The organism is Aquimarina sp. Aq78 (genome assembly GCF_900299525.1).
Taxonomy (GTDB): domain Bacteria; phylum Bacteroidota; class Bacteroidia; order Flavobacteriales; family Flavobacteriaceae; genus Aquimarina.
The window spans coordinates 574643-585605 of the sequence record NZ_OMKA01000026.1; the positions used below are offsets into that span (position 1 = coordinate 574643).

Genomic DNA, 10963 nt, shown 5'->3' on the forward strand with positions numbered 1-10963 from the left:
AATTATGGATAAAATATCAGCAAACAAAACAATTTTGATTACCGGTGCCGTGATGGGATTACTTGCGGTACTATTAGGAGCTTTTGGAGCTCATGGATTAGAGAAATTAGTAGATCCGGAAAGTATTAATTCTTTTACAACTGGGGTACGATATCAAATGTATCATGCTATCGTTTGTATTATTTTGGGGAATATGTCTGTTTTACAAGAGGTTACCAGAAAGCGTATTTTTTACTTTTTCATGGGGGGAATAACCCTTTTTTCAGGGTCAATATACCTTTTGGTGATCGATGAGGTTTTAGGGATTTCTCTGTCAAGTATTGGTTTTATTACCCCTTTGGGAGGTCTTCTATTGATACTTGGATGGACTTTCTTAGTAATTTCATTGGTAAAGATTAAGTGATTTTTTTGTCGGTTAGTGTAATTATTATTTATAATTTTGCACGTACATAACAAACACAACATATTATATATGGAACCACTGTATCCAACTACGAAAACGTTTTCGTTAAAGAATTACGGTATTGAAAATGCTACAATGCGCTACCAGTTATCTTCTGAAAATCTTCAAGAAGAAGTAGTGCGAAAAGGTCAAGGGAAAATTACCAAATCAGGTGCATTAACAATTAACACAGGAGAATTTACTGGTCGATCCCCTATGGATCGTTTTATTGTTAAAGATCATGTCACACAAGATAAAGTGTGGTGGGGAGATATTAATATTCCTTTTGATCAAAACGCATTTGATGCATTGTATGATAAAGTAACAAATTATCTTTCAGGGAAAGAAGTATTTGTACGTGATAGCTATGCATGTGCCGACCCAGAATATAAATTAAATATTCGGGTACTTAATGAATATCCATGGTCTAATATGTTTGCATATAACATGTTTTTAAGGCCGGAGAAGAAAGAATTAGAGTCTTTTGATCCTGATTGGTTGATCGTTAATGCACCTGGATTTATGGCAGATCCAGAAGTAGATGGTACACGACAGCATAATTTTGCAATCCTTAATTTTTCTAAAAAGATAGCTTTAATAGGAGGAACCGGATATACAGGTGAGATTAAGAAAGGGATTTTCTCTGCTTTAAATTTCATTCTTCCTGTAGAACGTAATTGTTTACCTATGCATTGCTCTGCAAATGAAGGAGAAGATGGTAAAACAGCTCTGTTTTTTGGATTATCAGGAACTGGTAAAACTACTTTGTCTACAGATCCTAAAAGAAGGCTAATAGGAGATGATGAGCATGCCTGGACAGAAGAAGATACAGTATTTAATTTTGAAGGAGGATGCTATGCAAAAGTAATAGACCTTTCTTCAGAAAAAGAACCTGAAATTTATAATGCTATTAAGAAAGGAGCATTATTAGAAAATATAATCATTGATGATAATGGAGTTGTAGATTATACAGACTCCAGTATTACTCAGAATACAAGAGTAAGTTATCCGATTGATCACATAGAAAATATCAAGGTACCTAGTAGAGGTAAAACGGTAACTAATATCTTTTTCCTTACTGCAGATGCTTTTGGGGTATTGCCTCCTATCTCTAAACTAACCAAGGAGCAAGCTTCTTATCATTTTATTAGTGGGTATACAGCTAAGGTTGCAGGAACCGAAGCAGGAGTTAATGAACCATTACCAAGCTTTTCTGCTTGTTTTGGAGCTCCTTTTATGCCATTGCATCCTAAAGAGTATGGAGATATGCTAATGAGTAAGATCGAAAAAACCGGAGCTAATGTATGGTTGGTAAATACAGGATGGACTGGTGGAGCATATGGTACAGGAAGCCGAATGAAATTGAAATATACCCGTGCAATGATCAATGCTGCCTTAGAAGGTAAACTTAATGATGTAACCTATGTTACTGATAATTATTTTGATCTTAGCATGCCAGAAAGTTGTCCTGATGTACCTTCGGATATTCTGAATCCAAGAAATACATGGGCAGATAAAGATGCTTATGACACTAAGGCTGGAGAGCTGGTAAATTCTTTTAAAAAGAATTTTAAACAATTTGAATAAGATTTTTTACTTTAATACTAAAAAAGGGATCGATATTCGATCCCTTTTTTTATGCATTGAGAATAAATAAAACTATCTATTTCTTATTTACTTCTTTAATGTATTTTTGAAGTGCCATTGTCATTGATGGCGTTTCTGGAGTCGGCGCCTGAATGTTAACAATCAGATTGTGCTCCTCGGCTGCTTTAACGGTTGAGTTTCCAAACACAGCAATTCTGGTGTCATTTTGTTTGAAATCAGGAAAATTCTCAAATAAAGACTGTATTCCAGATGGACTGAAAAACACCAAAATATCATAAAATACATCCCTTAAACCAGAAAGATCACTTACCACAGTTCTGTAAAAAACAGCTTGCTTCCATTCTACTTTTAGAGTGTCTAATGTTTCAGGAATTAGTGGCTTTAACTTATCTGAAGAAGGTAATAAGAACTTCTCGTTTTTATACTTCTTGATCAAAGGAGATAACTCCTGAAAAGTACGTTTTCCTACATATATCTTTCTTTTTCGATATACAACATACTTCTGCAGATAATATGCTACGGCTTCACTTTGACAAAAATACTTGAGTGTATCAGGTACTTTATAACGCATCTCATCTGCTATTCTAAAGAAATGATCAACAGAGTTACGGCTGGTAAGGATAATAGCAGTATATAGTGATAAATCTACTTTTTGTAACCTTACTTCTTTTGAGTCAACTCCCTCTACATGAATGAAGGGGATAAAGTCAATTTTTACTTTTTCCTTTTCTTCTAAATCAAAATAAGGTGAATTTTCCACTTTGGGCTCCGGCTGTGAAACCAAAATTGTCTTCACTTTCATATATTTTCTTTCTTTTTTGTAAAGATCCTACTAATTAACTAATAAGCTTATACAGTATAAAATAGGGTGCGATTTCAAGTGCGCAAAGATACAAAATAAAATAAAACAAGTGGTTCAAAATAATATTTTCGTTTTTCTTATAAAAAGAAACAAGCATGATTGTATTAAGAATAATTAGTAAAATCAGCAATATTATAAATGCAATTATAGAAGGTTGCAACGCATAAATAAATACAATATTAATAGGTAATAGTATGACTCCCATAAAATTACGATACGATACTTTGTAAAATAAATATTCATCAATTATAGAATCAATAGAAAAAATAGTTGCAACTATTTTTTCTATAAGTAATTTACAAATAACGATGACGGTATATATGATTGCGATCTTAAAATATAATGTGATTTGATTGGGTACAACTTGCCATTCGAATACACCAAAACATAAATATAGAAACAGAGATACCGAAACGATCTGAAATAATAGTAAAATTGCATTAAATAAAGAAGAAAGCTTATTGAGCTTTTGATATGATATAATATATTTACTATTACTAAAAAGCATCATGAAATCGGTAAAGCGAAGCATATTCACCCCTTTGGCCGCAGCTAGTAGCATCAGGCATACTGTGATTATGATAGTAAGCCAATTTGTTGATGTTATTTCTCGTAAAATAAATTCCATATTCTGTTCTGGGATCAAAATTACGATCAATTAACTCATAAAAACAAGAAAATAACTAGTAATTATTTAGTTATATTTGCCTGAAAAATAGCCTAGATGGTGGATGCCTTAGTTATAATCCCTACCTATAATGAAATTGAAAATGTGGAGCGTATCATTAAGAATGTGCTTTCGCTTCAGCGTGATTTCCATATTCTTATTGTAGATGATAATTCTCAAGATGGAACTGCAGATAAGATAAAGGAGTTACAGCTAGAATACTCAGAGTCTCTTTTTTTAATAGAACGAGCAGGGAAATTAGGTTTAGGGACAGCATATATTACTGGTTTCGAATGGGCATTAGAACGATCTTACGAGTACATTTTTGAAATGGATGCAGATTTTTCTCATAACCCTAACGATCTTATACGATTGTATAATGCTTGTGCCAAAGGATCTTCTCAAGTTGCTATTGGATCTAGATATGTGACTGGAGTAAATGTAGTGAACTGGCCAATGAGTAGAGTTTTATTGTCCTGGGGAGCTTCAAAATATGTTCGATTTATTACAGGAATGGATATTCATGACACAACTGCAGGATTTATCTGTTATAAAAGAGAGGTATTAGAAAAAATAAACCTTAAAAAAATTCGATTTGTGGGATATGCCTTTCAGATAGAGATGAAGTTTAAGGCTCATTTATTAAAATTTAAAATAAAAGAAATCCCTGTAATCTTTACAGATAGAACTAGGGGGACATCAAAAATGAGCAAAGGAATTATTTCTGAAGCTGTTTTTGGAGTTATAAAAATGAAATTTAACAGCTTATTTAATCGCTACGAAATATGATTATGGATAATGTGCTTATTAAAAATGCTAACATCGTTAATGAAGGGCAGATTTTTAATGGAGATGTATATATAGAAAACGGTATTTTTAAAGAAATTGCACCACAGATAAGTGCAAAATCGCCAGATGTGCACATTTTTGATGCAGAAGGCAAATACTTATTGCCTGGGGTCATTGATGATCAGGTGCATTTTAGAGAACCTGGATTAACACATAAAGCAACTATAGAAACTGAGTCCAGAGCAGCCATAGCAGGCGGGATTACTTCTTTTATAGAAATGCCTAATACTGTACCGCAAACAACAACAATAGAAAAACTTGAAGAAAAATTTGAAATCGCTGCAAAAACAAGCTATGCGAATTACTCTTTTATGTTTGGTGGTACAAATGATAATCTGGAAGAAATCCTTAAAGTAGATCCGAAAAAAGTAGCAGCACTTAAACTGTTTCTTGGCTCATCTACAGGGAATATGTTGGTAGATAACCCAGAAGTGTTAGAAAAAATATTCTCTTCTACAGATTTGTTAATCGCAGTGCATTGTGAAGATGAAGAAACGATTAAGCATAATACTGCAAAATATAAGGCAGAGTACGGTGATGATATTCCTGTAAAATTTCATCCTATTATCCGAAGTGAAGAAGCTTGTTATTTGTCTTCATCACAAGCGATAGCACTAGCTAAAAAGACAGGAGCACGATTACATGTTTTTCATCTTTCGACTGCAAAGGAATTAAAGCTGTTTACAAATAAAATTCCGCTTAAGGAAAAGAAAATAACAGCCGAAGTATGTATTCACCACTTGTGGTTTTCTGATACAGATTATGAAGAAAAAGGAACATTGATTAAATGGAATCCTGCTGTAAAAACAGCAAAAGACAGGGATGCTCTATTTAATGCATTACTAAAGGACAAAATAGACGTAATTGCTACAGATCATGCTCCGCATACTAAAGAAGAAAAAGATAATGTGTATACCAAAGCACCTTCTGGAGGACCATTGGTACAGCATGCACTTCCTGCTATGTTAGAATTTTATCACCAGGATAAAATAAGCTTAGAAAAAATCGTTGAGAAGATGTGCCATAATCCGGCAATATTATTTCAGATCGAGAAAAGAGGATTTATAAAAGAAGGATATTATGCAGATGCCGTTTTAGTCGATATAAATGCACCCTGGACGGTAAACAAGGATAATATTGCATATAAATGCGGATGGTCACCTTTTGAAGGAACTACCTTTAGATCGAGAGTTACGCATACTTTTATTAATGGAAGTTTGGTATATAAGAACTTTAAATTCTATGATGTGCGACACGCGCAACGACTAACTTTTGACAGATGATTAGAAATATAATATATACTATAGCTTTTCTGGCCTTTATTTCTTGTCAGAGTATAAATAAACCTCCTAAGCCAGAATCGTTTATAGAAGAAGACCGTATGGTTGAAATTTTAACTGATATTGCTTTTGTAAGGTCTGCAAAAAGCTCTAACAGAAAAACTTTTGAGGAAGAAAATATTAATCCTGAAGCTTTTATTCTGAAGAAACATGGTATAGACAGCATTATTTTTGTGGAAAATAATACCTGGTATTCTGGTCAGATAGAAAAGTATGAAGCAATTTTTGTTCGCGTAAAGGCCAATCTGGATAAAGAGATAGCAAAATACGAGAAGTTGAAAAAGGAAGAGGATTCTATTAAAAAAATTGAAGATTCTATTGCAAAAAATAAAGATACACTTAAGCTTATAGATCTACCTGTTGTTACAGAAGATATAATTGAGGAAAAGATAGAAGAAGCTAAGAGGAAAAGGACTAATGCTCCTCCTTCAAAAAAGCAGTAGCAGTTTCTTTGATACTTTTTTCAATTGGAGTAAAACTATAAATAAGCTCTTTTTTTATTTTATCATTCTCATAGTATTTTGTAGAAAAAGCGCTTCGTATAGATGATTTAAATATCGATCTTTTGGTCCTAAACAAAATATGGCTAACACGTTGTATATAATAGGCAATTTTCATCAAGAAAGGAGAAATTTTCTTTTTAGGTAATGGTTTGTGTAGTGCCTTGGCAATCATACTAAAAGCACTTTTGTAACTCAAATTCTCTCCGACCAGAATGTAGCGTTGGTTGCTATAGGTACCTGTTGTGAGTTTATACATAATATCGACAACATCCTGTATGGCTACATAGCCGGTAGTTCCTGTAGTATAATATTTCATTCCGCCGTAAATCCTTTTAAAGAGATACCCACTACCATTATCAAAAAAACCAGGACCGATAATGATACCAGGGTTTACAATTACTGCGGTAAGCCCTTCATGTACTCCTCTCCAAACTTCCATCTCTGCTCCATATTTGGTAATTGAATATACAGAATTAGGAGTTTCAGGATTCCATTCTGCTTTTTCATCAATATGAGCGCTGGATAAATTTTCTCCAAGTGTTGCAATCGAACTTACATAGCAGAGTTTGGTCACCTTTTTGATTAAACAAAGGTTTACAATATTTGCTGTACCATGGATATTGGCTTTTCTTAATTTTTTATAGTGAGATGGATTAAAACTAATTTTGGCAGCGCAATGATATACATGGGTAATCCCTTCAAAAGCTTCAGTTAGAACAGGGATGTTATTGATATCTGTATTCACCCACTCTATAGTATCGAACAAGTGTTTTTCCTCACTTGTGAAATAAGAGGAGAATACTTTTTTAGCCTGTTCTTTTTTAGCCTCTGTTCTGTATAAGGCACGTACTTGTTGTTTTTCCTGTACGAGTCTAACCAGTAGATGTGTTCCTACTAAACCTGTTGCTCCTGTAACTAATATCATAGTATATATTCTACGACACTAAAGTAAACAATTAATGCACATTTTTTTTGCTAAAAAATAAAAAGACCTCAATATTTTAAAATGTATTAAGGTCTTTTGAATTTTTCTTTAAACGTAAAGGTTACTCACAAATATTACTACATCTACATGATTTTATAGGCTCGTCACCAGAGGTTGGAGCTTCATTATCAGTTTGTCCATTGTGTGGTTGTCCTCCATAAATAGTATTTAGGCCATCTAATTTTGCAATTTCTAATTTTTTAAGATTCAGTTTTTTAGAATTTTTTGCTTGTTTTTTCATAATATAAATTGGTTTTAATTAATAGAAATGAAAATTATTACTATTTGAAGACTGCATACCCCCTGTTTTCAGTGAAAATCAAGAAACGTGTATTTAGACTACTCGATAATTTTTTTAAGAGAAAAGAGGAATGGATATTTTAGTGCTATGGCTATTAGTGTAACAGGTGTTTTACAATTGGTGAAGATGATAAATCAATACCATCCAATTTCTATCATATTCATAGCTGGATATTATCCATATTTTTATCTTTGTCGCTCTTAATTGAATTATAGTACAATGACTACAAATTTTATAGAAGAATTACGTTGGAGAGGAATGTTGCATGATGCCATGCCCGGGACCGAAGAATACTTAATGGAGCAAATGAGATCTGCCTATGTGGGGTTTGATCCTACAGCAGATTCATTGCATATTGGTAACCTGGTTCCTATCATGTTACTGGCACATTACCAGAGAGCGGGGCATAAGCCTTTTGCATTGGTAGGTGGCGCCACAGGTATGATTGGGGATCCTTCGGGAAAATCGGCAGAGCGTAATCTACTGGATGAAAAAACACTTCGTCATAATCAGGAGGCTATAAAATCACAATTAAGCAGATTTTTGGATTTTGAAAGCGATACTCCTAATGCAGCTATATTAGTCAATAACTATGACTGGATGAAAGATTTTTCGTTCCTGGAGTTTATTAGAGACGTGGGTAAGCATATTACCGTAAACTATATGATGGCCAAAGATTCTGTTAAGAATCGAATTTCATCAGAATCATCAGAAGGGATGTCATTTACAGAATTTACATACCAACTGGTACAGGGATATGACTTTTTGCATTTGTATAGAGCACATGCATGTACTTTACAAATGGGAGGAAGCGATCAGTGGGGTAATATTACTACAGGAACCGAACTGATAAGAAGAATAGCTGGAGGAAAAGGATATGCATTAACATGCCCGTTGATTACTAAGTCTGATGGATCGAAATTTGGTAAATCTGAAGGAGGAAATGTATGGCTTGATGCTAAGCGAACATCACCTTATAAATTTTACCAATATTGGTTAAATACCAGTGATGAAGATGCCGAAAAATACATTAAGATTTTTACGTTTTTGACTGAAGAAGAAATAAAAACTCTGATAGCTGCTCATAAAGAAGCTCCACATCAACGAATTTTACAGAAGAAACTGGCAGATGAGGTTACTGTTATTGTACATTCTCAGGAAGATCTTGATAATGCGATTAAAGCATCTGCAATTCTTTTCGGAAAATCTACATCTGAAGATCTAAAAGGTTTGGATGAAGCTACTTTTTTAGATGTTTTTGATGGTGTGCCACAAGCCGAGATTGCAAAGGATATGATCGCTAATGGTGTTGATATGATTGGTGCCCTGGCAGAACATACAGGGTTTCTTAAATCAAATGGAGAAGCTAGAAGAGCACTGAAAGAAAATTCTATTTCGGTAAACAAAGAAAAGGTTAACGATACGTATTCAATATCAAATAATGATTTGATTAATGGTCAATTCGTTTTATTACAACGTGGTAAGAAAAACTATTTTGTGATCAGAGTGGTATAAAACACGTAGAACCTAATTTTTAGAGTACTTAAATCAAATTTATTTGAAAATAGGAATATAAAAAGGAGAGAAATATTTGGGATTTCTCTCCTTTTCTAATTAACGACTATTTCTTTTTATTTATAGTATCGTTTTATAACACTTAGGTCTCTGCTGCTTAATGCACGACGTTGTACATTAAAAGTACTTCCGTTTTTTCTTACGATTGTAGGCTTTCCGTTTTTACTAAAAAAGTAAGAACCATACATCATAATAGATCCAATATCAAATGTTGAGGTTCTAACCGAAGAAGAAGATCTTTTATTAAAATTAGAAGCTTTACCACTTTTGATGTTGTTAAAATTAACAGTAACATAGTTATCTCGTTTAGGATGTTGTTGCTCATGATACATACCGATCGCGTGCCCGATTTCATGAATAGTGTTTCCGGTAGAACAACCAGAAGCTAAAGTGATATTTTGTCTACCTCCTGTTCTACCTACAGAAGAAGAGCATCCTGAGCCTGATCTAAAACGAATATAAGCTCTTTGATTTGTTCTTTTTATAAATCGTATTTTGGTTTTACTTTCCCAATGATTAATTGCACTAGTTACACGACCTTTGTTTGATAAATTACTGTCAACAGTATAAGGAATATAATAGTAGTTTCCTGATTTAGGCCAATGCCTATTTCTTCGGATCACTCCTTTTTCTAGAGTATTGGTTTCTTCTACCTGTTCGTGAGATAATATCATATCTCCAAGGATAAGATTACCATCTACTTCTTTAAATTCTGTTTTGACATCAAAAAAATCTTTTGATATAGTTTTTTCAGCCCCATTTAGAGGGTAAACTTCTGCAGAAGCTTCTGATTTAGAAGATTCCTGATTAATTTCTGTAGTTACAGGCTCATCTTCTGTTTGACAATTGGTAAACATTAATACAGATAATGCATAAGCCGAGAGGCTTAATAATTTACTCGTTTTCATAATGTAAATTTTAAGTTAAATTTGTGTTTGTATATTGGGAATTAACGATCAATGAATACTTGATATTGTATTTGAGTTGATTTGAAAATTTACTTTTTGCTCTGTAAATCAAGGATTTAACGTAATGAAACTATGGTTGCCTTGTAGTGAAGAATTGAATTGTATTTAAAAACAGGCACTTACCTAATTTTGGTATAATCAATAAAAAATTTATTTTTTTTCGATAAATTTTAAAGATAAGTATGTATAAAACAAAAACAGGTAAGTGTACACTTACCTGTTTTCTTCAAAGAAATTAATTTTATTAATTGATGTATTAATCTTTAATGCTCAATTTATTGCTAAATATAAGTTTTGGACTATCTACCTAGAAATAAAGCTAACTTCTTTGTTATGGCTTTGTTACATTTCTACAACAAAACCCATTTCTTTTTAACTAAAAATTAAAAGAAATCATTTGTTAACCATTAGCTAAAGTAATTCTCTTAGGATTCATGAAACATGACAAATATCAGTTTTTGAGCTTTAGAATGTTAAATTTTTGATTCATTTCAGAAATGTAGCGCCTAGATGTATGGTTTCATTTCTTGTTTCCGTTTTTTGAGCTGTCTTTCTAAATCACTAAGTGTTTCTTTAAAAGCAAATTCAAAATTTTTCTCATTAGATGTAGCATATAGTTTTGGTCCTGGTAAACTTAACTCTACATCACAGATTTTACCTTTTCCCTTTGGATCGTTTTCTTTTTTGAAAAATACATCCGATTTAATTATCCAATCATATTTTTTGAATAATTTATTTAGTTTTTCATGTACATAACCTTCCATAGTTTCACTAGTTGGCATTTGTACAAATTGAATATTGATTTGCATTTGTTTATATTTTATGGTTTTTAATTGTTAGATCAATACTGCTCTGTATTGGTA

General features: G+C 32.8%; 12 protein-coding genes. 6 read left to right on the forward strand and 6 right to left on the reverse strand.

The window, feature by feature from the left end:
* Positions 1–4: 4 nt before the first annotated feature.
* Both DG435_RS18790 and pckA read left to right on the forward strand, forming a co-directional pair.
* A complete protein-coding gene (locus DG435_RS18790) occupies positions 5–403 on the forward strand; it encodes a DUF423 domain-containing protein (protein ID WP_106790909.1) in 399 nt (132 codons plus the stop codon).
* A gap of 69 nt (positions 404–472) precedes the next feature.
* Positions 473–2029: a phosphoenolpyruvate carboxykinase (ATP) gene (gene pckA, locus DG435_RS18795; protein ID WP_106790908.1), complete on the forward strand. Its 1557-nt coding sequence runs from the start codon at positions 473–475 to the stop codon at positions 2027–2029.
* A 76-nt stretch (positions 2030–2105) separates the two neighbouring features.
* On the opposite strand, the gene DG435_RS18800 is transcribed toward pckA, so the two are convergent.
* The gene (locus DG435_RS18800; protein ID WP_024768220.1) at positions 2106–2852 is read right to left on the reverse strand and encodes a uroporphyrinogen-III synthase; all 747 of its coding nucleotides are present in this window, start codon (positions 2850–2852) and stop codon (positions 2106–2108) included.
* 34 nt (positions 2853–2886) lie between these two features.
* Entirely contained in the window at positions 2887–3540 is a 654-nt protein-coding gene (locus DG435_RS18805; protein WP_024768219.1) for a DUF4271 domain-containing protein, read from the reverse strand.
* Between the two features lie 96 nt (positions 3541–3636).
* Here DG435_RS18805 and DG435_RS18810 point away from each other — a divergent pair, with 96 nt between their 5' ends.
* Genes DG435_RS18810 through DG435_RS18820 form a run of 3 tightly spaced genes read left to right on the forward strand, consistent with a single transcriptional unit; the run spans position 3637 to position 6211 of the window.
* Complete coding sequence (locus tag DG435_RS18810; protein ID WP_106790907.1) at positions 3637–4368, forward strand: polyprenol monophosphomannose synthase; 732 nt, start codon at positions 3637–3639, stop codon at positions 4366–4368.
* A gap of 2 nt (positions 4369–4370) precedes the next feature.
* On the forward strand, positions 4371–5711 hold the full coding sequence (locus tag DG435_RS18815) for a dihydroorotase (RefSeq protein ID WP_106791077.1): 1341 nt from the start codon (positions 4371–4373) through the stop codon (positions 5709–5711).
* The gene (locus DG435_RS18820) at positions 5708–6211 is read left to right on the forward strand and encodes a DUF4296 domain-containing protein (protein WP_106790906.1); all 504 of its coding nucleotides are present in this window, start codon (positions 5708–5710) and stop codon (positions 6209–6211) included. Before DG435_RS18815 ends, DG435_RS18820 begins: the two co-directional genes overlap by 4 nt.
* On the opposite strand, the gene DG435_RS18825 is transcribed toward DG435_RS18820, so the two are convergent.
* Together DG435_RS18825 and DG435_RS18830 are read right to left on the reverse strand one after the other, a co-directional pair.
* A complete protein-coding gene (locus tag DG435_RS18825) occupies positions 6183–7196 on the reverse strand; it encodes an NAD-dependent epimerase/dehydratase family protein (RefSeq protein WP_106790905.1) in 1014 nt (337 codons plus the stop codon). The genes DG435_RS18820 and DG435_RS18825 overlap by 29 nt on opposite strands.
* A gap of 121 nt (positions 7197–7317) precedes the next feature.
* Complete coding sequence (locus tag DG435_RS18830) at positions 7318–7497, reverse strand: hypothetical protein (protein WP_106790904.1); 180 nt, start codon at positions 7495–7497, stop codon at positions 7318–7320.
* A gap of 279 nt (positions 7498–7776) precedes the next feature.
* On the opposite strand from DG435_RS18830, the gene tyrS reads away from it, so the two are divergent.
* On the forward strand, positions 7777–9072 hold the full coding sequence (gene tyrS / locus DG435_RS18835; protein WP_106790903.1) for a tyrosine--tRNA ligase: 1296 nt from the start codon (positions 7777–7779) through the stop codon (positions 9070–9072).
* 116 nt (positions 9073–9188) lie between these two features.
* On the opposite strand, the gene DG435_RS18840 is transcribed toward tyrS, so the two are convergent.
* Together DG435_RS18840 and hpf are read right to left on the reverse strand one after the other, a co-directional pair.
* A complete protein-coding gene (locus DG435_RS18840; RefSeq protein ID WP_106790902.1) occupies positions 9189–10040 on the reverse strand; it encodes a M12 family metallopeptidase in 852 nt (283 codons plus the stop codon).
* 566 nt (positions 10041–10606) lie between these two features.
* A complete protein-coding gene (gene hpf / locus DG435_RS18845) occupies positions 10607–10909 on the reverse strand; it encodes a ribosome hibernation-promoting factor, HPF/YfiA family (RefSeq protein WP_024768211.1) in 303 nt (100 codons plus the stop codon).
* Positions 10910–10963 lie beyond the last annotated feature (54 nt).

What these genes read in the sequence shown, in the direction of transcription:
- DG435_RS18790 (WP_106790909.1), top strand. Translation starts at nt 5, where the DNA reads ATGGATAAAATATCAGCAAACAAAACAATTTTGATTACCGGTGCCGTG.
- pckA (WP_106790908.1), top strand. Translation starts at nt 473, where the DNA reads ATGGAACCACTGTATCCAACTACGAAAACGTTTTCGTTAAAGAATTAC.
- DG435_RS18800 (WP_024768220.1), bottom strand. Translation starts at nt 2,852, where the DNA reads ATGAAAGTGAAGACAATTTTGGTTTCACAGCCGGAGCCCAAAGTGGAA.
- DG435_RS18805 (WP_024768219.1), bottom strand. Translation starts at nt 3,540, where the DNA reads ATGGAATTTATTTTACGAGAAATAACATCAACAAATTGGCTTACTATC.
- DG435_RS18810 (WP_106790907.1), top strand. Translation starts at nt 3,637, where the DNA reads ATGGTGGATGCCTTAGTTATAATCCCTACCTATAATGAAATTGAAAAT.
- DG435_RS18815 (WP_106791077.1), top strand. Translation starts at nt 4,371, where the DNA reads ATGGATAATGTGCTTATTAAAAATGCTAACATCGTTAATGAAGGGCAG.
- DG435_RS18820 (WP_106790906.1), top strand. Translation starts at nt 5,708, where the DNA reads ATGATTAGAAATATAATATATACTATAGCTTTTCTGGCCTTTATTTCT.
- DG435_RS18825 (WP_106790905.1), bottom strand. Translation starts at nt 7,196, where the DNA reads ATGATATTAGTTACAGGAGCAACAGGTTTAGTAGGAACACATCTACTG.
- DG435_RS18830 (WP_106790904.1), bottom strand. Translation starts at nt 7,497, where the DNA reads ATGAAAAAACAAGCAAAAAATTCTAAAAAACTGAATCTTAAAAAATTA.
- tyrS (WP_106790903.1), top strand. Translation starts at nt 7,777, where the DNA reads ATGACTACAAATTTTATAGAAGAATTACGTTGGAGAGGAATGTTGCAT.
- DG435_RS18840 (WP_106790902.1), bottom strand. Translation starts at nt 10,040, where the DNA reads ATGAAAACGAGTAAATTATTAAGCCTCTCGGCTTATGCATTATCTGTA.
- hpf (WP_024768211.1), bottom strand. Translation starts at nt 10,909, where the DNA reads ATGCAAATCAATATTCAATTTGTACAAATGCCAACTAGTGAAACTATG.